Origin of the sequence: Actinoplanes sp. NPDC051513 (genome assembly GCF_044454685.1) — a bacterium.
Classification (GTDB): Bacteria; Actinomycetota; Actinomycetes; order Mycobacteriales; family Micromonosporaceae; genus Actinoplanes.
Genome location: NZ_JBITDW010000008.1, coordinates 113,041 through 137,244 on the forward strand (window position 1 = coordinate 113,041; position 24,204 = coordinate 137,244).

Genomic DNA, 24,204 nt, shown 5'->3' on the forward strand with positions numbered 1-24,204 from the left:
CCGCGGCCCGGATGATGATGGGCGCCGGCGGGCCGCCCGAGAAGCTGCAGGACTTCAAGGGGTCCACCAAGCGGCTGCTCAGCTTGCTCAAGCCGTACCGTGCCTTGGTCTCTCTGGTTTTGCTGTTCGGCGTCGCCAGCGTCGCGTTGTCGGTCTCCGGCCCGCGCCTGCTCGGCCACGCCACCGACATCATCTTCTCCGGCGTGATCGGCAAATCGACGCCGGAGGGCGTCAGCAAGGCGCAGATTGTCGAGCAGTTGCGGGCCAACGGCGAGAACACCCGCGCCGACCTGCTCTCCGCGATCGACTTCATCCCCGGCCAGGGCATCGACTTCGACAAGCTGCTGCACCTGCTCGGCTGGGTGGCGGTCGTCTACCTGTGCGCCTGGCTGTTCGGCGTCTTCCAGGGCCGGCTCACCGCGACCGTCGTACAGAAGGCCGTCTACCGGCTGCGGGAGGATGTCGAGGCGAAGCTGTCCCGGCTCCCGCTGTCGTACTTCGACCAGCAGGCGCGCGGCGAGGTGCTCAGCCGGGCTACCAACGACACCGACAACATCGCGCAGACCCTCCAGCAGACGTTCGCCCAGCTGGTCACGGCCCTGCTGATGATCGTCGGCGTGCTCGGGTTCATGTTCTGGATCTCGTGGCTGCTCGCGCTGATCGCGCTGGTCACGGTTCCGGTGTCGATCCTCGTGACCACGTTCATCGGCAAGCGCTCGCAGCCCAACTTCGTCGCCCAGTGGAAGACGACCGGCAAGCTGAACGGCCACATCGAGGAGATGTTCACCGGCCACTCGCTGGTGAAGGTCTTCGGCCGGCAGAACGAGGCCCGGCGGACGTTCGAGGAGCACAACGACAAGCTGTACGCGTCGAGCTTCCACGCCCAGTTCATCTCGGGCCTCATCCAGCCCGCGATGATGTTCATCAGCAACCTGAACTACGTGCTGGTGGCGGTCGTCGGCGGCCTGCAGGTGGCATCCGGCAACCTGTCGCTCGGCGAGGTGCAGGCGTTCATCCAGTACTCGCGCCAGTTCAGCCAGCCGCTGACCCAGGTCGCCTCGATGGCCAACCTGATCCAGTCCGGCGTGGCGTCGGCTGAGCGGGTGTTCGCCCTGCTCGACGCGCCCGAGCAGTCGCCCGAACCGCCCTTTGTCAACCTGGAGCGGGCCGACGGGCGGGTTGCCTTCGAGGACGTGTCGTTCCGCTACCTGCCGGACAAGCCCCTCATCGAGCACCTGTCGCTGGTGGCCGAGCCCGGGCAGACGGTGGCGATCGTCGGGCCGACCGGCGCCGGCAAGACCACCCTGGTCAACCTGATCATGCGGTTCTACGACGTCGACTCCGGGCGGATCAAGCTGGACGGCGTGGACATCAACTCGATGCCGCGGGAGGAACTGCGCGAGCAGATCGGCATGGTCCTGCAGGACACGTGGCTGTTCGGCGGGACGATCGCCGAGAACATCGCGTACGGCGCCGACTCGTTCGACATGGACCAGGTGCGGGCCGCGGCCGAGGCGGCGCACGTCGACCACTTCGTGCGGATGCTGCCCGACGGCTACGACACGGTGATCGACGAGGAGGGCTCGAACGTCAGCGCCGGCCAGAAGCAGCTGATCACGATCGCGCGGGCGTTCCTCGCCGAGCCGAGCATCCTCATCCTCGACGAGGCCACCAGCTCGGTCGACACCCGCACCGAGGTGCTGATCCAGCGGGCCATGAACACGCTGCGCAGCGGCCGGACGAGCTTCGTGATCGCGCACCGGCTCTCCACCATCCGCGACGCCGACGTGATCCTCGTGATGGAGCACGGCAGCATCGTCGAGCAGGGCACCCACGACGAGCTGATCGCGGCCGACGGGGCGTACGCCCGGCTCTATTCCGCCCAGTTCGCCCAGGCAGTAGCCGAGGTCGACTGACCGTGTATTTCCTTGGCGAGTGCGGGCACCTCAGCCCGCACTCGCCCACTTTTGTCGTACGCATGTTCGATACTTGAGGCATGCTCGACACGGTCCACAGATGGGAAGAGGAAGCCACCAAGGCGGCCGACTCTTCGCTGTGGCCCCTGCCCGACGCCGAGCTGCTGGATCTTCTGCGAGCAACCCACCGTCTACAGCAGACCGTCGCCGCCCTCCAGATCCGCGTCGTCCGCGAGGCCACCCTCCGGGAGCTTCCCACGAAACACGGCCATCGCACCCCCGCTGCCTGGCTGCGCGACCAATTGCGCCTGGACCATCGGCCGGCTCGCGATCTGGCCGAGGCCGCCGCCATCCTGCAAACAAGACCAGCAGTCGAGCGCGCCCTGATCGACGGCCTTCTGGACATACGCCAGGCCACCACAATCGCTGCCGCTGTCAACGCCGTCCCATACGCCCTCTCCGACGCACTGGCCGCGACAGAGCCAGACGCCACCGCCGCCCGCGTGCCCGCAACCGACAGCGACGACCCAAGTCACCTGGATCCCGATCGAGTCGCCAACCATGCGGAATCCACTCTGATCGAGATGGCGGCCCAGTTCCCCGCCTACCAGCTGCGCAAGTTGGGCGATCGCATCCTGGCGCACGTCGCCCCCGAGATCGCCGAACTGGCCGACGAGGCGGCTCTGCGCCGAGCGGAAGCTCGCGCCCATCCCCGGCGTTCCCTCACGCTCTCGCTGCCAGTCGAGGGTTTGGTCCGGTTGTCCGGCGCCCTGGGCGTCGAGGACGCCGCCATCGTGAGCGCCGCCCTGCAGCCTCTTTGCGGCCCGATGCCAGACGACGACCGCTCCTTCCCGCAACGCCGCGCCGACGCCTTGATCGACGTGTGCCGCCTGGCCCTGCGAACCGGCGAGCTCCCCCACGACGGCGGCGAGCCGCCCCAGCTGGCGCTGACCATCCCGTTCGCTCCGCTCGCCTCCCAGCTGAGCATCCCCGCCCAGCCCGGCCGGCTGGCCGCTCACGGGCGACCCGGCCAGCCGAGCGCTCACGCCCAACCCGGCCAGCTAGGCGTCGGTGTCCTGCCCGACGACGAACGCATCTCCGCCGCGACGACACGCCGCCTCGCCTGCGACGCCCGCATCCTGCCGCTGATCCTGGGCAGCGCTTCCCAGGTCCTGGACGCCGGCCGCAGCCGACGCCTGGCCCACGGCGCCCTACGCCGAGCCCTGACCGTCCGCGACGGCGGCTGCGCCTTCCCCGGCTGCGACCGCCCCTCGCGCTGGTGCGACGCACACCACCTGCGTCCCTGGTCCGACGGCGGCAGGACCGACCTGGACAACCTGGTCCTGCTCTGCCGACACCATCACCGCCTGCTACACGCCCCGGCCGGCGGGTGGCAAGCGCATCTCGGCAAAGACCGGCTACCCGTTTTCGTGCCCCCACCGTGGATAGACCCACAGCAGCGCCCCCGCCGCAACCTCTTCCACCCGCGAACGTAGGCCGCCCCAACACGCCACGAAGCCTGCGCCGCCGGCCGTAGCGGATCCGCGCTGGCCGCCTCGCGCACCCCCTGCCGCGCACCACACCGCTCGCCGCCGCGCATCACGCCACTCGCCCGTCGGGCACCCACACCACTCGCCCACCGCGCAGCCGCGCCGCTCGCCGCCGCGCACCACGCCACTCGCCCGTCGGGCACCGGCGCCACCCGACGCGGCGCACCACACCACTCGCCCACCGCGCAGCCGCGCCGCTCGCCGCCGCGCACCACGCCGCCGCCCGTTTTCGCGCACCGCATTCCCAGCGCCGCTTGCTGGTCGCGGCAGGGACTCTGTCGCGCTTGGCATCCTTCGGTTCGGGTCTGGACTGGGAATTCGCGAACGCGAAGCGGCGGGGGCGGCCAGTGGCCGCCCCCGCCTTTGTTCGGTCAGGTGGTGCTTACTTGATGATGATCTTCTTGGCGGCGGTGTAGCCCGGGGCCAGGCCGTCCGGCGTGTAGCCGGCGACGAAGGCCCGGACGGTCACCACGGTGCCGGAAGCGAGCTTGGCGCTACCACGCCAGATGTTGTCGCTGCCGGTGGTGCCGCGCCACGCGTTGACCCACTTGCCGCTCATCGCGCGCTGCACGATGACGGTCTGGCCGGGGCCACGCGGGTTGCCCTGGACCGCGAGGCTCAGCATGCCCTTCGAGGGCGAGCTGGCCACGAAGACCGGGTTCTGCGTGACGGTGACCATGACCTCGTCCGACTGGTCCTTGCCCGAGGCGGCCGCGAAGCGGTAGCCCTCGCCGATCCAGCGGTCGAACGAGTAGTGGCCGTCCTTGTCGCTCTTGGTGGAGAGGATCTTCTTGAGCTCGCCACCACCGCCCATCGGGGCGGCCCAGAGGTCGACCGGGCTGTCGGCCGGCGCCTTGCCCTCGATCGTCACGGTGACCGCGCCGACGATGTTCTTCGGTGCCGAGATCGTCACCGCGCCCGTGCCGGGCTCGCCCGGCTCGGTCGGGAGCGACCCGTCGTCGCCGGCGATGGTGACCACACCCGGCTTGACGGTGCCGACGTTGCCGAGACCGAAGCCGCTGACCTCGATGGTCTCCGGCCCTTCCTTGACGGTGTCGGTGTTGACCTTCAGCGTGCCGAGGTCGAGCTGCGTGCCGATGGCCGTGCCGGCCACGACGTCGACGACCTTGGCGCCCGGGTTGACGAAGTCGTCCGCCGAGGCCGCCTTGGCGGAGCCGATCGCCTTGCCCATGTAGCCGATGGTGAAGCTCAGCGGGGTCTGCGACTGACCGGTGATCACACCCTTGACCGCGATGGAGTCACCCTCCTTGCCGGAGGCCGGAAGCACCTCGAGCACGGGAGCGGTGTCGTCGTTCTTGAGGATCAGCTGACCGGTCGCCGAGGTGCCGGTGACCGCCGAGCCGCCCACGGTAGGCGTGAACTTGATCGACGCGGTCTCGTCGCCCTCGTAGATCGCGTCACCGTTGACCAGCACGAAGGCGTAGCCGTTGGTCTGGCCCGCCGGGATGCTGAAGGTACCGACCGGAACGGCGTAGTCGTCCGTACCGAAGGCCGTCGCCGGGTTGCCGGTGGCGTTGCTCTTCGCCGTGTCGTCGGTCTGCACCGCGCTCCAGGTCAGGGCCGTGGAGGTCGGGTTGGACAGGGCGACGGTGTAAAGCGCCACCGAGGCGTTGTTGCCCTCCGGCGTCGACACGTTGTTGACCGTGAAGGTCGGCTTGGCGTCGTCGTCGGTGATGGTGACGGGGTTGGCCTTGAGGTCACCCGTCGCGGAGGAGAGCGTGGCGCCCGCCCCGTTGCCGAGCGTGATGGTGAAGGTCTCGTCGACCTCGTCGATCTTGTCGCCCATGACGTCCACGGTGAACGTCTTGGACAGGTCGCCCGGGGCGAAGGTGAGGTCACCGCTGGCGAGCTTGAAGTCGACGTCCGCCGTAGTGGTGTCGGGGCCGGCCTTCGACGCGGCCCAGTGCACGATCTGCGTCTTGCCGGAGGCCTTCGACAGCGTGACGGTGAAGGTCTGCGCCACGAACGTGCCGGTGTTCCCCTCGGTCACGCTCTTCGGCGACAGCGTCACGGTCGGCGAGGTCGTCGAACCCGGGTCCGCGATCTTTCCGATCGTCGTGGTGGTGGCGCCCAGCGTCGCGTTGTTCGGCGCCGACAGCGTCGCCCGGAAGTCCTCCGGCGTGATCTCGTCGAGGTCGTCGGCGGTCGTCTTCACGACCGCGTTCTTCGACGTGTCGCCGGGGGCGAAGGTGACGGTTCCGGCGGCGACCGCCGTGTAGTCCTTGCCGGCGGTGGCCATGCCCTCGCCGACCGGCTGGTCACCGGACGCGTAGTCGCTCGTGTCGTACTTCACCGTGACGGTCTTGTCCGACGCGGCGGAGAGCGAGACGGGGAGGTTCAGATCCCCACCTTCGGTCACCGTGGTCGAGGGACCGGTGAACGACACCGTCGGCGCCGCGTCCTCGTCCTGGATCGTGATCGTGATCGGGTCGGCGACTCCGGTCACGTTCGTTCCGGCCGAGGCCTTGATCTTGAACGTCTGATCGTCCTCGTCGGTGGTGTCGTTCGTGAGGGCGACGTTGAAGGTCTTCACCGTCTGGCCCGGCGTGAACACCAGCGGGGTCGAGTAGAGGGTGTAGTCCGAGCCCGCCTTGGCTGTCGCGTCCTCGGTCGCAATCGGGATGGTGACGTTCTGTTCGGACGCCGCGCCGAGTGTCACCGTCACCGTCACCTGGGTGTCGGTGCCCTCGACGACGGTCGTCTTGTTGGCCGCCATGGTGTACGTGGGCCCGTTGTCGTTGTCGCTCACGTTCACGGTGACCGTCTCGATCGGAACCGTCGTCGACGCGTCCGGATCGAAGATGTTGACCGTGAAGCTCTCGGGCTCGGCCTCGTCCGTGGTGTCATCGATCGTCGGCACCGTGATCGACGCGGTCGCACCTGTGGTTCCGGTCCATGAGATCGTCCCGGTGGTGCTGGTGTAGTCGTACGGCGCCTTGGCGGTGCCATCGACCGTCGCGTAGGTCAGGTTGCTGTCCGGAGTCGCGACCGTCCCGGCACCCACATTGCCGGCCCAGGTCAGGGGGATCGCGGCATTCTGACCCTCGACGATGGTGACCGGCGTCGTGTACGTGATGTCGCCGGTCACGGATACCGCCATCGCCGGCGAGGCAATAAAGATGGCCGGCACGAGGCCGATTGCGGCGGCGACGGCGGTCGTCAGGACCGCTCGCGCCGGCCTTGAACCACGCAGCGGAAGCGGAACCCAGCCGCTTCTGGCCGCATGGTCTTCTCGATAGCGCATGCTTTCTTTCTCCTTCGGCGGCTGGGCTGCCTCCGTCGGGGGAGGCCCCTAGCTTTGCGTCCCCGCGTTGCCGCGGGTTTGCCTGTTCGGGTACCGCACCTGAGGGCGGCTCGGGGCGCCGGGGATGTCCGGCTCCAGCAGCGCAAATGCCCGACAACATCGGGCATGAGGCCGCGCCTTCCGTAATCTAACCGGCATATAACGGCGTTACCGGCGGAACGCATTTTTCCGGCTTAAATCCGGGCAAGGTGCCGCAGTGCACGTCCTCGGATTTCGGAACGGGGATCGGGCGGCGCGGCGGCGACGGATAATCGCGGGCGCTCAAGATGCGGATCGGGCGGCGCGGCGGTGACGAATGATCGCGGGCAGCCAGGGGGCGGCGGCGATCAGGAGGAAGAGCAGCAGCAAAGGGGCGCGCCACCACCAGGAGAGGGCGGCGGGCGGGGCGGGCTGGGCATTCGCGGCCAGCGGGCGGGCGGACTTCGACCAGGCCAGGAAGGCGTCGCCGAGGGGGAGGACGCCCAGGGCGTAGCGGCGGGTGTGCCAGGTGTCGAGCGGGATGCCCAAGACCTCGCCGAAGTTGGCCAGGCCCGAAGCCAAAGAGCGATCCCCCTGTACGCGGGCGGCGCCGAGGGTGACGACTGTGGCGGGGAAAGAGATGCCCAGGGGAAGCGGGCCGGAATCGACATCGGCGGGGCCGGAGATTCCGTGCGGATATTCCCGGATGGCCGGTCCTAGACCTAAAGGCCTTGATAGGAATTTTGTCCGAAATGTCAAGTATTGGTCGCGGGCAAACGAACTGTCTATTTCGGGAAGGAATCGCTGGATGATGCTCTGGGAAGTGCCGCGGGCGCCGGAGGTGAAAGCGCCGGTTTCCACGTCGGCGGTGTGCGGCATCAGGCCGGTGGCGGGGTCCAGATTCACGCGGACGCCGGAGAGCCAGCGGGTGACCGTGGCGCCGTAGCGAGGGGGCTGCAGCTTGTCGTGCAGGGCGAGCGAGGCGATCGCGACCGTGGAGTCGACCGGCCAGGCCTGGCCGGGGTAGGCGGCCAGGAACGGAACCGGCGACGCGTCGAAGGCGGCGGACAGATCGGCGGAGTCGCGTTCGAAGGCGGGGTCGGCGGTTCCGCGCGGCTGCAGGGAGAGGATGGCGCCGCGCAGGTAGTTGAGCCAGCCCCGGTAGAAGACGCCGTATTGCGGGCTGAGGCCGGCGTCGAAGGGCTCGCGCGCCGCGGAGGAGTCCAGGTGGGTCAGGGCCCAGCGGGCCTCATCCAGGTCGCCGAGGTTGACGGCGGTGAGGCCGTAGAGGGCGTACGAGAAGAAATAGCCCTCGGGGAACTGCTGCTGCGCCTGGGTGGCGGCGCCGTCCTCCAGCGCCGAACGCAGGAACGTCTGCTGACGCCGTACGGATGAATTGGTCTCTGCGGGACCGACCAGCCGGACCGCGCCGGCCAGCGCGACCACGCTGATCATGATCGCGGCTGTAAGCCGCGCCAGCCGTCCCGCCCGAGCCATCGACCGATCCTAGAAGGCTGCCGAAAGTCGGCCGAGTTCGCCGACACGTCGACCGAGATCCACCTGCGGCCACACCAGCCAGATCGTGGAGACCACCACGCTCGGCTACACCGCCACGCTGATCACGGCGGACAACGCCAACATGACGATCAGCTACGCCACCGCGGAGATCACCGGCTCGCAGCAGCACACCGGCACCGAGGTGCGGATCGCCGCCGGCGGCCCGCAGGCGGCCAACGTGCTCGGCGTGACCAACCAGACCGACCTGTTCTTCACCATGAAGCGGGCACTGGGTCTGAAGTAACACCCGGTCAGCGGCGGAGCAGGCGGAGCAGGCGGAGCGCGAGCATCGGGCAGCGATCCACCGCCTGCTTCGCCGCTGCCTCCAGCGGCGGCGGCACCACCGGCTCCCGCTGGCCGTCGCGGGCGACCGGGTAGCCCCAGTCGTCCTCAACCAGCATCTCCTCGAGCAACTCGGTGCAGACGCCGCGGCCGTCGCAGGCCGTCCAGTCGATGTGCAAGCGGCTCATCGCCAGCCCCCTCTTGTCACGAGGCAGCGCCCGTTGAGGTGCGCCGCGACGTCGGCTTCGAAGGCGCGCATAGCGCTCAGGACCAACCGGGCGGTCCCGTCGGGGTGACGGCAGGCGCCCCGCCCGGTCACCAGCCGCGCGAGGCGCTCGACCTCGGCCGGACGGCCTCGCCCAGCGACAAGATCCCGCAGCGTCTGGGCCATCCGCGGCAGCCCGTTTATGCACGGCCCACACTGCCCGGCCACCTGGTCGGCCAGATAGCCGGCGATCTTGGCGGTCTGGGCGAGGCCGCAGGCGTGAGACGGCAGCGCGACGATCACGCCGGCGCCGGGCGACGCCCCGAACGGCGCGAGCGCCTGCCGGCTCACCGGCAACGCGGGGTCGGCCGGCACCCAGCCACCGTGGTAGCCGCCGACCAGCACCGCCTGCAGATCGGCGGTCGCTCCCCCGGCCGCCGCGATCAGGTCGCCGAGCGGCACGCCGTAGCCGGCCTCGATCACGCCGGGCCGGGCGACCGCGCCGCTGACCGTGGCCAGGAAGGTGCCGGGTTCGTCGGCGGTGCCCGCGGCGAGAAACCAGCCGGGGCCGTAGCGCGCGATCAGGGCGAGGTGGGCGAGGGTCTCGACGTTCTGCACGAGCGTGCCGGTGGCGGCGAGCCGGTCCCGCTTGTCGGCCGGGATCGCGCCGCCGCCGGTGACCGCGGAAGCCGCCGCGGTCTCCTCGCCGGACACAAAGGCGTCGGGAGCGGCGGTCAGCGTGACCGGCAGTGAGTCGAGGCCGGCGCCGCGGCGGGCGGCGAGCACGTCGCGCAAGCCCTGATGAAGGGCGGCGGGGACGTAGAGATGGGCGGCGCTTGCGCCGGTCGCGCAGCTGACCAGGTGCAGGCCGTCGAGCACCAGATGGGGCTGGTGGGTCAGCAGCATGCGGTCCTTGGCGCTGGCCGGCTCCCCCTCGGCACCGTTGGCGATCACGACCGCGGGGGAAGCCACCGAGGTCAGCTTGCGCCACAGCGGGAAGCCGGCGCCGCCGCGTCCGGTCAGGCCGGAGTCGCGGGCCATCCCGACCATCTGGTTGCCGTCGAGCAAAGGGAGGCGGCCGTGCCGGGCCAGGTGGCTGTCGAGACTGCCGTCGCCGGAGAGGAGACGGCTGGGCGCTTCCGTCACGCAGGTCATCGGGAAACCTCCTCAGGGACGCGGGTCATCGGGAAACTTCCTCGGGACGCGGGTCATCGGGAAACCTCCTCGAGCTGCGGCTGCAGGCGCAGCGCCACGCGGCGCTCCTTGCGAGCCGGGAAACGGGTGAAAGCGGGCGAGAGGCGCCAGACCACGGCCGCGGTGATGACGCCGGCGCAGGTCAGCGAGATCGCCCAGAGCCACCAGGCGCCGTTGTCGGTTCCGGTGCCGAGGCCATGCAGCAGCGCGACCGGCCAGCACAGGTAGGCCAGCCAGTGCACCGCCCGCCAGGCACGCGTGCCGAGGCGGTGGCGCAGCAGGCTCGTGACCACGATCGCGATCATGAGATCGAATCCGAGCGTGCCGAGGCCCTGCCAGACCGGACGGTAGTTCCCGACGAACGGCACTATCAGCTCAAAAAGGCGCAATTGGGCGTACGGGTCGAAGAGCAGACTGATCACATGGCCGGCCAGGAAGACGACCGCCAGCAGGGCCGCGTTGCGGTGCAGCAGGCTGACCGCGAAGCGCGGCAGGTTGAACGCCGGCTTGCCGGACCGGGCGCCGATGCCCAGCGCGACCACGATCGTGAGCAGCACGAGCGAGACGACGCCCGAGCCGCGGGCGAAATACCACAGCGCGTCGGTCACGACGGCCACCCGCCCAGGCGCAGCACGTCGAGACTCGGCGTGACCAGGCGGCTCGGCACGCGGCCGAGCAGGTCGGGCGCCGCATGGCCGCGGACGACCGCGGCGGTGCTGAGCGTGTTGGCCCGCAGGCAGCTGTTGGCCGCCACCGAGACGGTCCGCCACACGGTCGGCGCGGGCCGCCCGGTGCGCGGGTCGACGATGTGGTGCAGCAGCTCGCCGGGGCGTCCCCAGGTGCGGCCGGCCGTGCTCGACGTCGCCAGCGCGGCGCCGGCCGGGAGCCGTACGGTATCTGCCGGATCGCCCGGACGGTCCTGAACCAGGACCGTCCACCCGCCCGCCGGCGCCGGGCCGGCGGTGGCTATGTCGCCGCCCAGCGCGACCAGCACGCCCACGCCGAGCCGCTCCGCCACTCGGGCGGCGGCCCGGTCGGCCGCCACCGCCTTCGCGGTCGCACCCAGATCGAGCAGCACCCCTTCGGGCACCGTCAACTCCCAGCCGGCCGCCCCCCGATCGGCCAGCCCCCGATCGGCCAGCCCCCGATCGGCCAGCCCCCGATCGGCCAGCCCCCGATCGGCCAGGTGCCGGGCGGGCAGTCCCCGATCGGTCAAGCGCACGGCCCGCCAATCCGGGGTGGCGAAGACCCGCACCGCGGGCGCCACCGCCCGCCCGGTCAGCGCCGCGAAGTCCCGGTCGTAGCCGAGCCCGCACAGCGCCCCGCCCACGGTCGGGTCGACGGCGCCGTCGGTGTCCCGGGCCGCGTCGAGCGCCGCGGCCACCAGTTGCGCGAGCAGCGGGCCGACCGCGACCGGACACCCGCCGGCCCGGCAGGCCCTACGCAGCTCGGAGTCGTCGCGGAACCGGCTGCACGCCGCGTCGACGGCGGCCAGCTCGGCCTTGACCAGGTCGGTCGCCTCGGCGAGCCGGCGCGGGTCGGTGACCACGATCCGGGCGACGGTTCCCCAGACGGACCACTGCGCGGTGTCCGCGCCGATCGGCAGTGTCTCGACGAGAGGCATGTCAGGACCCTCCCGAGGTGGCCTGGCCGCTGCTGTCCCCGCCCGACGACAGCGTCGGCGAGCTGTCGCCCGACGACGAGGAGGAGGAAGAAGAAGACGAGGACGACGAGGACGACGAGGACGAATCGTCGGTGGTGGTGGATGTCGTGGATGTTGTTGAGGTAGACGTGTCGGCGGCATGGGCGGCCACTCCGACCGCCACCGTGCCGGCCACGCTCGCCGCGACCAAGGCGCCGGTGATCAGCGAAGTCCGCCGCAGTCCGGTCTCCCGCTTCATCTGCGTAGCTCACCCTCTTTCGTTGATGACTGGCGTTGACGACGAAAGGAATCCTGCGCGCCGGGTCTCGCTCTTGCCTGTGCGGATCCTGCGCGCCGGCTGTGAAGGCCGGGTCACTGTGATCTAGGTCGAATGGCGGTATCGGTGAGGGTGTCCACCTCCCTAAGTTGATTCCCGAAGCAACGAATCGAGGGGGATCCACAATGACCGACATCCCGCAGCACACGCTCGACGACATCGAGCAGGTCAACGCGAGCGGCCTCACGCCCGTCCTCTTCATCCACGGGCTCTGGCTGCTGCCGAACAGCTGGGAGCGCTGGGCCGAGGTGTTCAAGGCCGCCGGCTATGCGCCGATCACCCCCGGCTGGCCCGACGACCCCGAGACCGTCGCGGAGGCCAACGCGCATCCCGAGGTGCTCGCCGGCAAGACCGTCGGCCAGGTCGCCGACCACTACACCGACATCATCGGCAAGCTCGACAAGCAGCCCGCGGTGATCGGGCACTCGTTCGGCGGCCTGCTCGCGCAGATCATCGCCGGGCGCGGCCTCTCCAACGCGACCGTGGGGATCGACTCGGCGCCGTTCCAGGGCGTCCTGCCGCTGCCGGTCTCCACGCTGCGCTCGGCCTCGCCGGTGCTGAAGAACCCGGCCAACTACCACAAGGCGATCCCGCTGACCTACGAGCAGTTCCGGTACGCGTTCGCCAACGCCGTCAGCGAGGAAGAAGCCCACCTGCTGTACGAGGAGTTCGCCGTCCCCGCCCCGGGCGCACCGCTGTTCCAGGGCGCGGTGGCGAACTTCAACCCGTGGAGCCAGGTCAAGGTCGACCACGAGAACGCGTACCGCGGCCCGATGCTGATCATTTCGGGCGCCCGGGACCACACCGTGCCGCCGGCCATCGTCGAGGCCAACTACAAGATCCAGCAGAAGAACAGCGGGGTGACCGAGTTCGCCTCGATCCCCGACCGCGGGCACTCGCTGACCATCGACAGCGGCTGGCTCGAGGTAGCGAACACGGCGCTCGCCTTCGTGCAGCGGTTCAGCGAGCGGTAGCCCTACACCCCTACAAGTAGCCCCTACAAGTAGCCCCTACAACAGGCCGTGCCGCATCGCCGTCGTCACCGCGGCGGTGCGGTCGGCCACGTCGAGCTTGTTGAAGACCCGCAGCAGGTGGGTCTTCACGGTCGCTTCCGAGATGAACAGCCGCCTGCCGATGTCGGCGTTGGTCAGGCCGCTCGCCACCAGTCGCAGCACCTCGGCCTCCCGCGCCGACAGCGCGGGCGGCGCCGGTTGGCGTACCTGACGCACCAATGTGGACGCGACGCTCGGGGCCAGCACGGTCTCGCCCCGATGCGCGGCCCGCACGGCGTCGGCGAGCTCGGCCGGCGAGGCGTCCTTGAGCAGGTAGCCGCAGGCGCCGGCCTCGATGGCGCGCAGGATGTCGCGGTCGGACTCGTAGGTGGTCAGGACCATCACCTTCGTGCCGGGGACGGCGGCGAGGATGTGCTCGGTGGCGGAGACGCCGTCGCCGTCGGGCATGCGCAGGTCCATCAGCACGATGTCCGGCTTTTCGGCCGCCGCGAGCGAGACGCCCGCGTCGCCCGAACCGGCCTCACCCACCACCACGAGGTCCGGCTCGGCGTCGAGCATGCCGCGCAAACCATGGCGTACGACGGGATGGTCGTCCACCAGCAGGATCCGGATAGTCACGCCGGCACCTCCAACTCGATCGTCGTACCCGTGTCGGGGTCGCTGCGCACGGTCAGCACACCGGAAACCTGGTCGGCGCGGGCCCGCATCCCGTTGAGGCCGAACCCGTCGGCCGCCGCCGGGTCGAAGCCGCGCCCGTCGTCGCGCACCACGAGCCGCACGGACGCCGGAGCATAGGCGAGTAGCACCGCCGCCTCGCGGGCCCCGGCGTGGCGGCGGACGTTCGTCAACGCCTCCTGGGCGGCGCGCAGCAGCACGACCTCCACCTTCGTCGGCAGCGCGCGCTCGTCGCCGGTCACGCGCACGGTCGCGGGCGTGCCCGTCTCCTCCGCGAAGCGCGCCGCCTGACGGCGTACGGCATCGGGCAGTGACCCCTCGGTCAGCGCAGCCGGCGTCAACGCGGCCACCAAGGCCCTCGATTCGGCCAGGTTCTCCTTCGCGGTGCGAACCGCGAGCGCGAGCCGCTCGTCGCGCAACGCCGGGTCGGCCGCCTGGAGCAGCGTGATGATGCTGGTGAACCCCTGTGCGAGCGTGTCGTGGATCTCGCCGGCCAGGCGGGCGCGCTCGGCCGCCACCCCCGCCTCGTGCGACAGCCGCGCCACCTCGGCCCGCGAAGCCTCGAGCTCGGCGATGAGCTGGCCGCGCTCGACGTTCTGCTCGATCACCCGGATGATCCAGAAGCCCAGCCAGATGCCGGCGGCGGCCGAGATCAGCGCGATCATCAGGTCGCCCGGCAAGCTCTCCGGCGAGATCACCAGGTCGATCGCGGGTGTCACCAGGTTGACCACGACGACCAGCGGGATGGCCTTCTTGATGTCCGTGAGCTGGAAGATCATCGGGATCATCGCGAAGAGCAGCCAGGTGGCGAAGGGGATGGCCGCGGCCGCTACGGCGAAGAGAAGTATCTGGACGATCGCCAGAGAGACCGCCTCGGCGTCGCGCCGCACGAAACGGCGGCCGACCACCGCGTGCAGGATCATCATCACGGCGATGACGCCGGTCGCGAGGAGCCGGCGCCACAAGGCGTGACTGTCGTTGATGAGGATCGCGGTGGCCACCGCCACCGCGACCACACCGAAGTACACGTCCCACCACTGTGAGTAACGCACGTGGGCCTCGCCGACGGTCACCGATCTTTCTCGGTCCATCGGAACGTCACCAGGCACAGCACCAATCCGATCACACACCACGCACCGAGCACCAAGGCCGTCCTGCCCAGTTCCCACTGCCCCGCCGCCTCGAACTGTTTCATGCTGTCCGGCAGGAACACGTACCGGAAGCCCTGGCTCATCCACTTGACCGGGAAGATCGACGCCACCGTGATCAGCCAGCCGGGCAGCTGCGTGATCGGGTGGATGAAGACGCCCGAGATGAACTGCAGCGCCACCACCGGCACGTTGAGGATCGCGCCCGCCGTGCGGGCGTGCTTGACGATCGCGCTGACCGCGATGCCGCAGGCCGTGCAGGCGAAGGTCGACAGCAGGAACAGCCAGGCGAACGTCAGCCAATGCGCGGCGTCCGGCACCGGCATGTCGAAGACCAGGATGCCGACGAGGATCAGGACGGCGGCCTCCGTGACGCTCAGGACCAGAACCAGGATCAACTTCCCCAAGAGGTACGCCGACGACGTGATCGGTGTGCCGTGGAGCCGTTTCAGGGTGCCGTCCTCGCGGTCCATCGCCACGCCGGAGCCCATCGTGATGAAGGCCGTGGAGAGGATCCCGTACGCGATCATGCTGGCGCTGTAGACCTGGCTGGCGCTGACGCCGGTCTCGTCGTAGGAGTCGCCGAAGATCGTGCCGAACAGCAGGAGCAGCATGGCCGGGAACGCGAAGGTGAAGACCATGGCGGTGCGGTCGCGGACGAACTGAAGGATCTCCACCCGGCCGCGCGACAGACCCGTCATCGCGGTCGACGGCAGAATCTGGACGGCGGTCATCGGCCGGCTCCGATCAGGTTGAGGTAGACGTCCTCGAGGGTGGGGCGGGTGATCGTGAGCGTCGTCAGGTCGGCGTCGATCTTGACGAGGTGCCTGATCAGCTCGGTGGGGTCGGCCACCTGCTCGGTCTTGGCCACGCCGCCCTCCCGCCAGCTGACCTTGGCGCCGGAGTTCGCCCGCCCGCCCAGCGTGGCCGGGGTGCCCTCGGCGACGATGAGGCCGCCCGCCAGGACCGCAAGGCGGTCGGCGAGCGCCTCGGCCTCCTCCAGGTAGTGGGTGGTGAGCAGGATCGTGGTGCCCTCGGCGGCCAGGGCGCGGATCAGGTCCCAGAACTGGCGGCGGGCCGCGGGGTCGAAGCCGGTCGTGGGCTCGTCGAGGAAGAGCAGCTCGGGGCGGCCGACGATGCCGAGCGCCACGTCCACGCGGCGGCGCTGCCCGCCGGAGAGCGCGCGGATCTTGCTCTTCGCCTTCTCGGTGAGGCCGACCAGGTCGATCACCTCGGCGGCCGCCCGGGGATCGGGGTAGAAGCCGGCCACGTGCTTGACCATCTCGGCGACGGTGAGGTCGGCGGCGTCGTCCGTGTCCTGCAGGACGATCCCGATGCGGGCCCGCCAGGCGCGGCCGGCCGTGCCCGGGTCCTCGCCGAGCACGGTGACGTCGCCCCCGCTGCGCCGCCGGTGGCCCTCGAGGATCTCCACGGTCGTGGTCTTCCCGGCGCCGTTCGGGCCGAGCAGCGCGAACACTTCGCCGCGCGTGACGCTGAGGTCTATGCCGCGGACGGCTTCGTGACCCGGGTACGTCTTGCGAAGTCCCCTGACTTCAATGGCTTCCATGGCTCTGATCGTGCTCGCCGGCCATGGCCGGGCGGAACGACCGCGTGGCCGTCAGCGGTTGTCCATCGATCGGTGGATGCGCCGCTCAACGGAGCGACTTGGCCGCCGCGGGCACCAGAGCGCCTTACTCCCAGCGGAACTTCTTGGCCGCCGCCATCACGCAGACGGCCGCCCACACCGCGAGGCTCGCCCAGGAGCCCAGCGGCACCGGCTGGTCGTGCGACAACGTGGCGCGCAGAGCCTCGGCGTGCGCGGCCAGCGGCAGGAACTCGGCGATCTGTCCGGGCGCGGCGAACATGATGCCGCCGGCGGCCAGCATCAGCACGTAGATCAGGGTGGCCAGGCCGGTGGTGGTCTCGGGCTTGAGCACGCTGGCCAACAGCAGGGCCAGGCCGCTGTACGCCGCGGTGGCCAGCACGGTGATGCCGAGCGCGGGGAGGATCTGGCCGATGTGGAGGTGCCAGCCGACGGCCACGCCGACCGCCGTCAGCACCAGCAGCTGCACCACGATCAGGGCGAGGATCGCGGCCGTCTTGGCGAAGAGCAGGCCGGGGCGGGTCAGCGGGGAGGCGCCGAGTCGCTTGAGGACGCCGTAGCTGCGTTCGTACCCGGTGGTGATGGCCTGGCCGGTGAACGCGGTGGACATGACGGTCAGCGCGAGGACGCCGGGCACCACGTAGGCGAGGCGGTCGCCGCCGGGCACGTTGGTGACGTCGGTGAGGCCGGCGCCGAGCAGGACCAGCAACGGGACGCCCATGGCGAGCACGACGGCCTCGCCGCGGCGGGCCGTGAGGATCAGCTCCATCCTGATCTGGCTGCGCAGGATCGCCGTGGTGGTGTTGCGCGCCGGGGCCGGGGCGAAGGTGGTCATCGGGCCGCTGCCTCCCCTGCCGTCATGCTTTGGGCCGCCGTGTTTTGGGCCGCCGTGTTTTGGGCCGCCGTGTTTTGGGCCGTCAGGGCCAGGTAGACGTCTTCGAGGGTGCGCCGGCGGGTGTTCACGGCCGTGACCTGGGCGCCGGCGCGGGCGAACCAAGCCAGCACGTCGGCGATCGCGGCGGCGTCGAGGGCGCCGGTGATCGCGTACTCGCCCGGGCTGGTCTCGGCGACCTTGAACGGGAGCGCGGGCTGGAGGCCGGCGTCGGCCCGTACCTCCAGCAGGTCGATGCCGGCCGCGGCCGTGAGCTCGCCCGGGGTGCCGGTCGCCGCGACCTGGCCCTCACGCATGATGACGACGTCGTCGGCGAGGCGCTCGGCCTCGTCGAGCAGGTGCGTCGTGAGCAGGACCGAGACGCCGTCGGCGCGCAGCTCCTCGATCAGCTGCCACGTCGTGTGCCGGGCCTCGGTGTCCATGCCCGCCGTGGGCTCGTCGAGGAAGACCAGCTCGGGGCGGCCGATCAGCGCCACCGCCAGGCTCAGCCGCTGCTGCTCGCCGCCGGAGAGCCGCCGGTAGCGGGTCTTGGCCGTCTTGTGCAGCCCGAGCCGCTCCATCAGCGTCTCGGGCTCGATCGGGTTCGCCGAGAAGGACGCGTAGAGGTGGAGGAGCTCGGCGGCGGTCGCCCAGGGATAGAAGCCGCCCGACTGCAGCATGATGCCCAGGCGCGGCATCAGCGCGTCGTGATCGGCGACCGGGTCGAGGCCCAGCACCCGGCACGCGCCCTGGTCGGGCCGGCGGAAGCCCTCGCACACCTGCAGCAGGCTCGTCTTGCCGGCGCCGTTGTGCCCGAGCAGGGCCAGGACCCGGCCGCGCGGCACGCTCAATGAGACCCTGTCCACCGCGACCTTGGCGCCGACGGCGGTCTTGGCGCCGTAGCGCACGACGACATCCGTCACCTCGACCGCGCTGTTCTTCACCCGCAGACCCCTTCCGCCTCAGCCACCCTACGTGCCCGCCGCTGACACCCCGCTGAGGGCGGCCCGCCGATGGCCGACCTCACTCTCCCCCGTCGGTAGGGTGCTCGCATGACCGAGGTGGAGATCTACACCGATGGGGCGTGCGTGCCCAACCCGGGTCCCGGCGGCTGGGGTGCCGTGCTGCGCTACGGCGGCCGGGAGAAGGACATGTGCGGCGGCACCGCCCAGTCGACCACCAACAACCGGATGGAGCTGATGGCGCCGATCAGCGCGCTCGAGGCGCTGACCCGGGCCCCGCTCACGGTCAAGTTGTACACGGACAGTATCTACGTGCGGGACGGGATCACGAAGTGGCTGCCGAAGTGGAAGGCCAACGGCTGGCTGACCTCGGCCAAGCAGCCGGTCAAGAACGTCGACCTGTGGCAACGGCTGGACCAGGCGGTGCGCCGGCACGACGTGCAGTGGCACTGGGTGAAGGGGCACGCGGGCCATCCCGAGAACGAGCGGGCCGACCGGCTGGCCGCCCGCGGTCTTTCCGAGGCCCTAGGAAAGAGCTCGTAGGGCGGCTATGAACGCCTCGGGGTCGTCCGTCTCCGCCAAGATCGTTTCCTCCGCCTTTCTGATGTCGCCCTGAACCGCTTTCTGCAGCCGGCGCCCCTCGGCCGTGAGCTGCAGAAGGCGCACGCGGCGGTCGACCGGGTCGGGATCGCGCTCGATGAGGCCGCGTTTCTGCAGGTCGTCGAGGATCGGGATGAGCCGCGTCTTGTCGGCGCCGATCGCCGCCGCGAGGGTCGCCTGGGCGCGGGCCGGGCCGTCGCGCAGCCCGGTCAGCACGACGTAGGCCCACATGCTCACGCCGTGGTGCTCGAGAATCGGCTGCTCCATGGCGAGCAGCCGGCGTCCCAGCCGCATCACCATCGCACCCAGGTCGGCCCGCTCGGTCTCCGCCACATCCGGCATCCTCCTCCGCTTGCCAAATCGTAAGCACATGTAGATGATAAGCGTATGACTACTAATCTGATCGCTCTCGACGCCCTCGCCGTCCGCTCGACCGTCGAGCTCGTCGCCGACCTCACCCCGGCCGACCTTTCCCTGCCGACGCCCTGCGCGGGGTGGGATCTGGGTGCGCTGCTCGCGCACATGACGGCGCAACATCGCGGCTTTGCCGCGGCGGCGTCGGGTCACGGTGGCGACCTCGCCGCCTGGTCGTCAAAGCCATATTCCGTACGGGATTACGCGGCATCCGCCGATCTCGTCCTGTCCGCCTTCGCGGCGCCCGGGGTCCTCGACCGCACGTTCGAGCTGCCCGAGTTCGGCGCTTCCTTCCCCGGCCGGCTGGCGATCGGGTTCCACCTGGTCGACTACGTGGTGCACGGGTGGGACGTGGCCGTTTCCCTCGGCCGGCCCTATGCCCCGGATCCCGCCGTTCTCGCCGCCACCCTGCCCCTGGCCCGGTCCGTGCCCGACGACGCGTCCCGCCTCGCGCCGGGCGCCGCCTTCGCGCCCGCTTTGCCCGTTCCCGCAGACGCCGATCCCCTCTCGGAGATCCTGCTGCGGCTCGGCCGGAAATTGTCGGTGGGTGCTGATACCAAGGACGCATGACCCAACGGCTCGGCGCCACTCTCTCCAGAGGCATCATCCTCCCCGGCGGCACCGCCCGCGAGCAGCTCGACCTGGCCGTCCTCGCCGAGCAGGCGGGGTGGGACGGCGTCTTCGTGTGGGAAGCGGCGTACGGCGTCGACGCCTGGTCGCTGCTCGCCGCGATGGCCGCCCAGACCACCCGCGTCCGCCTGGGCACAATGCTGACGCCGCTGCCGTGGCGCCGCCCGTGGAAGGTGGCGAGCCAGGTCGCCACGCTCGACCAGCTCTCGAACGGCCGCGCCGTCCTAGCCATCGGCGTCGGCGCCGTCACCACCGATCTGCCCGTCACCGGCGAGCCCACCGACCTGCGCCTGCGCGCCGAGATGATGGACGAGGGCATCGACCTGATCCGAGCCCTCTGGTCCGGCGCCCGCTCCTACTCGGGCGCCTACTACCAGTACGAAACCGGCCGCGACGACCTGGGCGACGTGGCCCGTCCCGTCCAGGAGCGAATCCCCATCTGGGTGGTGGCCATCTGGCCCCGCCTCAAGTCGATGCGCCGGGTGCTGCGCTGCGACGGCGTGATCCCCGGCCACGAGCCGAGCACGTCGGCCGTTCGCGAGATGCGCGGTTGGCTGACGGCACAGGGCGCGCCGCCCACCATGGACATCCTCGCCGAGGGCGAGACCCCCACCGACGATCCCGCCCGGGCCACCGCGCTGCTGACGCCGTGGGCCGAGGCGGGTTGCACGTGGTGGATGGAAACGCGCTGGGAGATGCCCCACCACTCCCCCGACCGCATGGCCGAGGTCCGGGCCCGCATCGCCGCCGGCCCACCCGGAGGCCCAACCGGAGGCCCACCCGCCGGCCCACCCGGGGGCCCATCCGGTGGCCCAACCGGAGGCCGTTCGTGATCGACGAATTCCGGGTGGTGGTCGGCGACGCGGCCGTAGACGACCTGCGCGAGCGGCTGCGTCGCACGCGCTGGCCCGAAGAGGCGACGACGCCCGGGTGGGAACAGGGGACGCCGTTGGCGTACGCGAAAGAGCTTTGCTCCTATTGGGCCGACGGCTACGACTTCGCGGCGGCGGCCGAACGGCTCAACCGGCATCCGCAGTTCCGGACGGCGATCGACGGGCTCGCGATCCACTTTGTGCACGTACGGTCGCCGCGGGCCGATGCGACACCGCTGGTGCTGACGCACGGGTGGCCGGGGTCGGTGGCCGAGTTCGCCGAGGTGGTGGGGCCGCTCGCCGATCCGCCGGCGGGCGAGCCAGCCTTTCACGTGGTGTGCCCGTCGCTGCCCGGCTACGGGTTCAGCGCGAAGCCGGCCGGTCCGGGGTGGACGGTCGCGCGAACGGCGGACGCCTGGGCCTCGTTGATGACACGGCTGGGCTACAAGCGCTTCATCGCCCAGGGGCACGACTGGGGCACGAGCGTCAGCGCGGCGCTGGGCGCGCGGCATCCGGCCCGGCTGATCGGGATCCACTTGATGCCACCCCTCGTCGCGCCCGACCCCGCGACGCTCGACGACCTCACCGACGCCGAGCGGTCCGCGATCGACGACCTGGCCGCGGCCGCCTCGGGGGACGGCTATTCGTTCGTGCAGTCCACGCGGCCGCAGACGATCGGGTACGCGCTGGTCGACTCGCCCGCGGCCCTCTGCACGTGGATCGCCGAGAAGTTCCACGCCTGGGCCGACGGCGAGGTCGACCGCGACCGGTTCCTCGACAACCTGATGCTCTACTGGCTGCCCGCGACGGGCGCGTCGGCGGCCCGGCTCTATCGGGAGAGCTTCGCCGAGGTGCAGGCGCTGTTCCGGGAGGACGCCACCGACGTCATCCGGGTGCCGACCGCCTGCTCGGTCTTTCCCCGGGAAAATCCGCGGCCGTCGCGGCGGTGGGCGGCGCGCCGGTTCCCGGACATCCGCTACTGGAACGAACCGGCCCGCGGCGGGCACTTCGCCGCGCTCGAGCAGCCCGCGATCTTCGTCACGGAGCTACGAGCAGCCTGGCCGGCGGGCCTTCCGTAAGGTGTCGCCCATGACATCCACCGACGACGATACGCGGGGGCGGGTCTCGCAGGGCTTCGCGATCGCCGCCCTGGCGCTGGCCGTGCTGGGCGTGGTCGCGCTGGCCCTGTATTTCGTCGAGCCCGATCTGCTGGTCGCGTTCCTGCCCGACGGCGCGATCAACCACCTGGTCAAGGAGGCGCCCACCGCCGACGACCTCGACCGGCGGGCCACGATGCTCACCGTCGCCGCGATCGCCATGCTGGCCCTGCCCGTTCTGGGCGCGGCGTTCTTCACCAGGCGGGCGCTGCGCTGGGCCTGCGTGGCCCTGCTCGTGCTGCTGCTGGCGCCGAGCGCGCTGATCGTCCGCGAGTCACACATAGCCGGCGACCACGCCCGCCAGATGCGCCGGGTTTCCGACCCCCACCCGCCGTGCCAGGTCCACAGCGGCAGCAACGACGTCTGCCCCGGCGGCTGACCTCAGGCCTGATCGCGTATCAAGCGGCCTCAAACCTGATGGCGTATCCAGGCGGCGCAGGTTTTGTCGACCTTGGTGAAGGGCTGGCGGAAGGCCTCGGCGGAGGCGGTCTCGTTAGGGCGCGGCCCGATCAAGTCCACGGGCGGAGTTTCTCGGGATTGCGGATCGCCCAGATCCGGGTGATGCGGTCGCCGTCGATGTCGAAGGCCATGACCGTCCCGGTGACGCCGTCCTGCTGGAGGACGAGGCCGGGCCGGCCGTTGACCGTACGGAGCAGCATCGTCATGTCCCGCATCCTGGCCAGAATTGTCATCAGGCCGCGGGCGATCTCCTCGGCGCCGACGATCGGGTGGAGCGTGGCCTCGACCAGACCGCCGCCGTCGGCGACCGCCTTGGCGTCCGGGTCCAGCAGCGCGACCAGCGCGTTGATGTCGCCCGCCTGCCACGCCTCCTTGAAGTCGCGGACGATCGCGCCGGCCCGGGTGGGCGGCGTGGCGGGCGCGGGCGAGGTGCGGACCCGCCGGCGGGCCGACGAGGCCAGCTGGCGGCAGGCGGCCGGGGTACGCCCGACGACCTCGGCGACCTCCGCGAAGGAGTAGCGGAAGACGTCGTGCAGGATGAACGCGACCCGTTCGGCCGAGGTCATCGACTCGAGCACGACCATGAACGCCATGTTGACCGACTCGTCCAGGGTGATCCGGTCCGCCGGGTCGGTGGCGCTCCCCTCGTCCGGCACCGGCTCGGGCAGCCACTCGCCCACGTAGCGTTCCCGCCGCACCCGGGCCGACCCGAGCACGTCCAGACAGATGCGGCTGGCGACCCGGGTCATCCAGGCCACCGGCGACTCGATCTCGTCCCGCTGGGCCGGGGTCAGCGCGTACCAGCGCGCGTAGGTCTCCTGGACCACGTCCTCGGCGTCGGCCAGCGACCCGAGCAGCCGGTACGCCACGTTGATCAGCTGTCGGCGTTCACTCATGCCTCGTTCCACACCATGTCGACGAAACAGGGACTCGATTTGTGAGGCCGCCTGACATTTGCCGGTGCTGTCTCGTCAGGTCGGTATGAACATCATCCTCTGGATCGTCGCCGCGGCGCTGGCCGCGGCCTTCCTCGCCAGCGGCGTGCTGAAGCTGGTGTGGTCCCGGGAGCGGCTGGCCGCGGCCGGGATGGGCTGGGCCACGCGCTTCAGCGCCCGATCGGTCAAGGGCATCGGCGTCCTGGAGATCCTCGCGGCCGTGGGACTGGTGGTTCCGGCCGCGCTCGGGATCGCGCCGGTGCTGGCCCCGCTGGCCGCGACCGGCCTGGTCCTGCTGATGGCCGGCGCGATCGTCACCCACCTGCGGCGGCGTGAGATGCAGCCGGTCGCGATCAACCTGGTCTTCCTGGGGCTGTCCGCCTTCGTGGCCTGGTCACGATTCTTCTGATCTGTTAGGAGCAACCACATGAGTATCGACCTGCAGAACGTCCTGGACCGCTTCGAGATCGAGGCCTTGCGGGGCGAGTTCACCGACGCCGGCGCCATGCGTGACTACGACCGGCTGGCCGCCCTGTTCGTGCCCGACGCGGTCTGGCGAATCCCCCAGGCCGGCATCGAGCTCACCACCCGCGAGGGGATCCGCGTCGGGATCGCCCGGATGCAGGCGCAGTGGGAGTTCTTCATCCAGAACACCCACGCGGGCACGATCGTTGTGGACGGCGACACCGCGATCGGCCGGGCCTACGTCGCCGAGCTGGGCCGCTTCAAGGACGGCTCGTCACACCAGAACTACGCCATCTACCACGACCGCTACCAGCGGACCGAGGACGGCTGGCGGTTCGTCGAGCGCTCCTACGAGATCAAATACGCCGACACCACGCCGCTCGCCGGCTCGCCGCACGTGCCCGAGATCCCGGTGAACCCCTGAGCCAGGCGCG

26 protein-coding genes and 1 riboswitch are annotated in these 24,204 nt (G+C 70.6%); of the genes, 12 read left to right on the top strand and 14 right to left on the bottom strand.

Annotation, left to right across the window (positions count from 1 at the left end; genetic code table 11):
- Nucleotides 1-11: 11 nt before the first annotated feature.
- Both ACIA5D_RS25875 and ACIA5D_RS25880 read left to right on the top strand, forming a co-directional pair.
- Nucleotides 12-1,916 carry an ABC transporter ATP-binding protein gene (locus tag ACIA5D_RS25875; RefSeq protein WP_396033080.1) on the top strand — a complete coding sequence of 635 codons (1,905 nt, stop codon included), beginning with the start codon at nucleotides 12-14 and terminating at the stop codon, nucleotides 1,914-1,916.
- Between the two features lie 80 nt (nucleotides 1,917-1,996).
- Nucleotides 1,997-3,412 carry a DUF222 domain-containing protein gene (locus tag ACIA5D_RS25880; RefSeq protein WP_396032757.1) on the top strand — a complete coding sequence of 472 codons (1,416 nt, stop codon included), beginning with the start codon at nucleotides 1,997-1,999 and terminating at the stop codon, nucleotides 3,410-3,412.
- Nucleotides 3,413-3,848: 436 nt separating this feature from the next.
- On the opposite strand, the gene ACIA5D_RS25885 is transcribed toward ACIA5D_RS25880, so the two are convergent.
- Complete coding sequence (locus tag ACIA5D_RS25885) at nucleotides 3,849-6,587, bottom strand: Calx-beta domain-containing protein (RefSeq protein WP_396032758.1); 2,739 nt, start codon at nucleotides 6,585-6,587, stop codon at nucleotides 3,849-3,851.
- A 157-nt stretch (nucleotides 6,588-6,744) separates the two neighbouring features.
- Nucleotides 6,745-6,824: riboswitch (cyclic di-GMP riboswitch) on the bottom strand.
- A gap of 228 nt (nucleotides 6,825-7,052) precedes the next feature.
- Complete coding sequence (locus tag ACIA5D_RS25890) at nucleotides 7,053-8,246, bottom strand: hypothetical protein (RefSeq protein ID WP_396032760.1); 1,194 nt, start codon at nucleotides 8,244-8,246, stop codon at nucleotides 7,053-7,055.
- Between the two features lie 85 nt (nucleotides 8,247-8,331).
- On the opposite strand from ACIA5D_RS25890, the gene ACIA5D_RS25895 reads away from it, so the two are divergent.
- Complete coding sequence (locus ACIA5D_RS25895) at nucleotides 8,332-8,550, top strand: alkaline phosphatase (RefSeq protein WP_396032761.1); 219 nt, start codon at nucleotides 8,332-8,334, stop codon at nucleotides 8,548-8,550.
- 7 nt (nucleotides 8,551-8,557) lie between these two features.
- Here ACIA5D_RS25895 and ACIA5D_RS25900 read toward each other — a convergent pair whose 3' ends face one another.
- Genes ACIA5D_RS25900 through ACIA5D_RS25915 form a run of 4 tightly spaced genes read right to left on the bottom strand, consistent with a single transcriptional unit; the run spans nucleotide 8,558 to nucleotide 11,611 of the window.
- Nucleotides 8,558-8,776: a ferredoxin gene (locus tag ACIA5D_RS25900; protein WP_396032762.1), complete on the bottom strand. Its 219-nt coding sequence runs from the start codon at nucleotides 8,774-8,776 to the stop codon at nucleotides 8,558-8,560.
- The gene (locus tag ACIA5D_RS25905; protein ID WP_396032763.1) at nucleotides 8,773-9,948 is read right to left on the bottom strand and encodes an NADH-ubiquinone oxidoreductase-F iron-sulfur binding region domain-containing protein; all 1,176 of its coding nucleotides are present in this window, start codon (nucleotides 9,946-9,948) and stop codon (nucleotides 8,773-8,775) included. The genes ACIA5D_RS25900 and ACIA5D_RS25905 overlap by 4 nt, the downstream gene beginning before the upstream one ends.
- Nucleotides 9,949-10,001: 53 nt before the next feature.
- Entirely contained in the window at nucleotides 10,002-10,595 is a 594-nt protein-coding gene (locus ACIA5D_RS25910; protein ID WP_396032764.1) for a ferric reductase-like transmembrane domain-containing protein, read from the bottom strand.
- Nucleotides 10,592-11,611, bottom strand: a complete 1,020-nt coding sequence (locus tag ACIA5D_RS25915) for an FAD:protein FMN transferase (protein WP_396032765.1) — start codon at nucleotides 11,609-11,611, stop codon at nucleotides 10,592-10,594. The genes ACIA5D_RS25910 and ACIA5D_RS25915 overlap by 4 nt, the downstream gene beginning before the upstream one ends.
- A 17-nt stretch (nucleotides 11,612-11,628) precedes the next feature.
- On the opposite strand from ACIA5D_RS25915, the gene ACIA5D_RS25920 reads away from it, so the two are divergent.
- On the top strand, nucleotides 11,629-12,015 hold the full coding sequence (locus tag ACIA5D_RS25920) for a hypothetical protein (RefSeq protein ID WP_396032766.1): 387 nt from the start codon (nucleotides 11,629-11,631) through the stop codon (nucleotides 12,013-12,015).
- A 76-nt stretch (nucleotides 12,016-12,091) separates the two neighbouring features.
- Nucleotides 12,092-12,940, top strand: a complete 849-nt coding sequence (locus tag ACIA5D_RS25925) for an alpha/beta hydrolase (RefSeq protein ID WP_396032767.1) — start codon at nucleotides 12,092-12,094, stop codon at nucleotides 12,938-12,940.
- Between the two features lie 36 nt (nucleotides 12,941-12,976).
- Here the strand turns inward: ACIA5D_RS25925 and ACIA5D_RS25930 are convergent, their stop codons facing one another.
- The 6 genes from ACIA5D_RS25930 to ACIA5D_RS25955 all read right to left on the bottom strand — a co-directional run bounded on the left by ACIA5D_RS25930 (nucleotide 12,977) and on the right by ACIA5D_RS25955 (nucleotide 18,220).
- On the bottom strand, nucleotides 12,977-13,597 hold the full coding sequence (locus ACIA5D_RS25930; RefSeq protein ID WP_396032768.1) for a response regulator: 621 nt from the start codon (nucleotides 13,595-13,597) through the stop codon (nucleotides 12,977-12,979).
- Nucleotides 13,594-14,745, bottom strand: coding sequence for a sensor histidine kinase (locus tag ACIA5D_RS25935; protein WP_396032769.1), 1,152 nt, complete (start codon nucleotides 14,743-14,745; stop codon nucleotides 13,594-13,596). The genes ACIA5D_RS25930 and ACIA5D_RS25935 overlap by 4 nt, the downstream gene beginning before the upstream one ends.
- Nucleotides 14,724-15,536, bottom strand: coding sequence for an ABC transporter permease (locus ACIA5D_RS25940; protein ID WP_396032770.1), 813 nt, complete (start codon nucleotides 15,534-15,536; stop codon nucleotides 14,724-14,726). The genes ACIA5D_RS25935 and ACIA5D_RS25940 overlap by 22 nt, the downstream gene beginning before the upstream one ends.
- Nucleotides 15,533-16,369 carry an ABC transporter ATP-binding protein gene (locus ACIA5D_RS25945; protein WP_396032771.1) on the bottom strand — a complete coding sequence of 279 codons (837 nt, stop codon included), beginning with the start codon at nucleotides 16,367-16,369 and terminating at the stop codon, nucleotides 15,533-15,535. Before ACIA5D_RS25945 ends, ACIA5D_RS25940 begins: the two co-directional genes overlap by 4 nt.
- 124 nt (nucleotides 16,370-16,493) lie before the next feature.
- Nucleotides 16,494-17,240, bottom strand: a complete 747-nt coding sequence (locus tag ACIA5D_RS25950; protein ID WP_396032772.1) for an ABC transporter permease — start codon at nucleotides 17,238-17,240, stop codon at nucleotides 16,494-16,496.
- Nucleotides 17,237-18,220, bottom strand: a complete 984-nt coding sequence (locus tag ACIA5D_RS25955) for an ABC transporter ATP-binding protein (protein ID WP_396032773.1) — start codon at nucleotides 18,218-18,220, stop codon at nucleotides 17,237-17,239. Before ACIA5D_RS25955 ends, ACIA5D_RS25950 begins: the two co-directional genes overlap by 4 nt.
- Before the next feature lie 108 nt (nucleotides 18,221-18,328).
- On the opposite strand from ACIA5D_RS25955, the gene rnhA reads away from it, so the two are divergent.
- Nucleotides 18,329-18,781: a ribonuclease HI gene (rnhA, locus tag ACIA5D_RS25960; RefSeq protein WP_396032774.1), complete on the top strand. Its 453-nt coding sequence runs from the start codon at nucleotides 18,329-18,331 to the stop codon at nucleotides 18,779-18,781.
- On the opposite strand, the gene ACIA5D_RS25965 is transcribed toward rnhA, so the two are convergent.
- Nucleotides 18,764-19,180 carry a MarR family winged helix-turn-helix transcriptional regulator gene (locus ACIA5D_RS25965; protein WP_396032776.1) on the bottom strand — a complete coding sequence of 139 codons (417 nt, stop codon included), beginning with the start codon at nucleotides 19,178-19,180 and terminating at the stop codon, nucleotides 18,764-18,766. The two genes, rnhA and ACIA5D_RS25965, sit on opposite strands and share 18 nt — an antisense overlap.
- A 45-nt stretch (nucleotides 19,181-19,225) precedes the next feature.
- On the opposite strand from ACIA5D_RS25965, the gene ACIA5D_RS25970 reads away from it, so the two are divergent.
- From ACIA5D_RS25970 to ACIA5D_RS25985, 4 genes are read left to right on the top strand one after another with little or no spacing between them, the layout of a single operon-like run.
- A complete protein-coding gene (locus ACIA5D_RS25970) occupies nucleotides 19,226-19,822 on the top strand; it encodes a TIGR03086 family metal-binding protein (RefSeq protein WP_396032777.1) in 597 nt (198 codons plus the stop codon).
- On the top strand, nucleotides 19,819-20,715 hold the full coding sequence (locus ACIA5D_RS25975) for an LLM class flavin-dependent oxidoreductase (protein ID WP_396032778.1): 897 nt from the start codon (nucleotides 19,819-19,821) through the stop codon (nucleotides 20,713-20,715). The genes ACIA5D_RS25970 and ACIA5D_RS25975 overlap by 4 nt, the downstream gene beginning before the upstream one ends.
- Nucleotides 20,712-21,833 (top strand): epoxide hydrolase family protein, encoded by a 1,122-nt coding sequence (locus ACIA5D_RS25980; protein ID WP_396032779.1) that lies wholly within the window; start codon nucleotides 20,712-20,714, stop codon nucleotides 21,831-21,833. The genes ACIA5D_RS25975 and ACIA5D_RS25980 overlap by 4 nt, the downstream gene beginning before the upstream one ends.
- 10 nt (nucleotides 21,834-21,843) lie before the next feature.
- Nucleotides 21,844-22,290 carry a hypothetical protein gene (locus ACIA5D_RS25985; RefSeq protein WP_396032780.1) on the top strand — a complete coding sequence of 149 codons (447 nt, stop codon included), beginning with the start codon at nucleotides 21,844-21,846 and terminating at the stop codon, nucleotides 22,288-22,290.
- A gap of 130 nt (nucleotides 22,291-22,420) precedes the next feature.
- Here the strand turns inward: ACIA5D_RS25985 and sigJ are convergent, their stop codons facing one another.
- The gene (gene sigJ / locus ACIA5D_RS25990; RefSeq protein ID WP_396032782.1) at nucleotides 22,421-23,266 is read right to left on the bottom strand and encodes an RNA polymerase sigma factor SigJ; all 846 of its coding nucleotides are present in this window, start codon (nucleotides 23,264-23,266) and stop codon (nucleotides 22,421-22,423) included.
- Nucleotides 23,267-23,330: 64 nt separating this feature from the next.
- Here sigJ and ACIA5D_RS25995 point away from each other — a divergent pair, with 64 nt between their 5' ends.
- Nucleotides 23,331-23,714 carry a DoxX family protein gene (locus tag ACIA5D_RS25995; protein ID WP_396032783.1) on the top strand — a complete coding sequence of 128 codons (384 nt, stop codon included), beginning with the start codon at nucleotides 23,331-23,333 and terminating at the stop codon, nucleotides 23,712-23,714.
- 18 nt (nucleotides 23,715-23,732) lie between these two features.
- Nucleotides 23,733-24,194, top strand: coding sequence for a nuclear transport factor 2 family protein (locus ACIA5D_RS26000; RefSeq protein WP_396032784.1), 462 nt, complete (start codon nucleotides 23,733-23,735; stop codon nucleotides 24,192-24,194).
- Nucleotides 24,195-24,204: the final 10 nt, after the last annotated feature.

Excerpts from the sequence above, each read along its gene's own strand:
- ACIA5D_RS25900 (WP_396032762.1), bottom strand. The coding sequence starts at position 8,776 with ATGAGCCGCTTGCACATCGACTGGACGGCCTGCGACGGCCGCGGCGTC.
- ACIA5D_RS25875 (WP_396033080.1), top strand. The coding sequence starts at position 12 with ATGATGATGGGCGCCGGCGGGCCGCCCGAGAAGCTGCAGGACTTCAAG.
- ACIA5D_RS25965 (WP_396032776.1), bottom strand. The coding sequence starts at position 19,180 with ATGCCGGATGTGGCGGAGACCGAGCGGGCCGACCTGGGTGCGATGGTG.
- ACIA5D_RS25880 (WP_396032757.1), top strand. The coding sequence starts at position 1,997 with ATGCTCGACACGGTCCACAGATGGGAAGAGGAAGCCACCAAGGCGGCC.
- ACIA5D_RS25970 (WP_396032777.1), top strand. The coding sequence starts at position 19,226 with ATGACTACTAATCTGATCGCTCTCGACGCCCTCGCCGTCCGCTCGACC.
- ACIA5D_RS25950 (WP_396032772.1), bottom strand. The coding sequence starts at position 17,240 with ATGACCACCTTCGCCCCGGCCCCGGCGCGCAACACCACCACGGCGATC.
- rnhA (WP_396032774.1), top strand. The coding sequence starts at position 18,329 with ATGACCGAGGTGGAGATCTACACCGATGGGGCGTGCGTGCCCAACCCG.
- ACIA5D_RS25935 (WP_396032769.1), bottom strand. The coding sequence starts at position 14,745 with ATGGACCGAGAAAGATCGGTGACCGTCGGCGAGGCCCACGTGCGTTAC.
- ACIA5D_RS25890 (WP_396032760.1), bottom strand. The coding sequence starts at position 8,246 with ATGGCTCGGGCGGGACGGCTGGCGCGGCTTACAGCCGCGATCATGATC.
- ACIA5D_RS25915 (WP_396032765.1), bottom strand. The coding sequence starts at position 11,611 with ATGCCTCTCGTCGAGACACTGCCGATCGGCGCGGACACCGCGCAGTGG.
- ACIA5D_RS25925 (WP_396032767.1), top strand. The coding sequence starts at position 12,092 with ATGACCGACATCCCGCAGCACACGCTCGACGACATCGAGCAGGTCAAC.
- ACIA5D_RS25945 (WP_396032771.1), bottom strand. The coding sequence starts at position 16,369 with ATGGAAGCCATTGAAGTCAGGGGACTTCGCAAGACGTACCCGGGTCAC.
- ACIA5D_RS25885 (WP_396032758.1), bottom strand. The coding sequence starts at position 6,587 with ATGGCGGTATCCGTGACCGGCGACATCACGTACACGACGCCGGTCACC.
- ACIA5D_RS26000 (WP_396032784.1), top strand. The coding sequence starts at position 23,733 with ATGAGTATCGACCTGCAGAACGTCCTGGACCGCTTCGAGATCGAGGCC.
- ACIA5D_RS25905 (WP_396032763.1), bottom strand. The coding sequence starts at position 9,948 with ATGACCTGCGTGACGGAAGCGCCCAGCCGTCTCCTCTCCGGCGACGGC.
- ACIA5D_RS25975 (WP_396032778.1), top strand. The coding sequence starts at position 19,819 with ATGACCCAACGGCTCGGCGCCACTCTCTCCAGAGGCATCATCCTCCCC.
- sigJ (WP_396032782.1), bottom strand. The coding sequence starts at position 23,266 with ATGAGTGAACGCCGACAGCTGATCAACGTGGCGTACCGGCTGCTCGGG.
- ACIA5D_RS25940 (WP_396032770.1), bottom strand. The coding sequence starts at position 15,536 with ATGACCGCCGTCCAGATTCTGCCGTCGACCGCGATGACGGGTCTGTCG.
- ACIA5D_RS25985 (WP_396032780.1), top strand. The coding sequence starts at position 21,844 with ATGACATCCACCGACGACGATACGCGGGGGCGGGTCTCGCAGGGCTTC.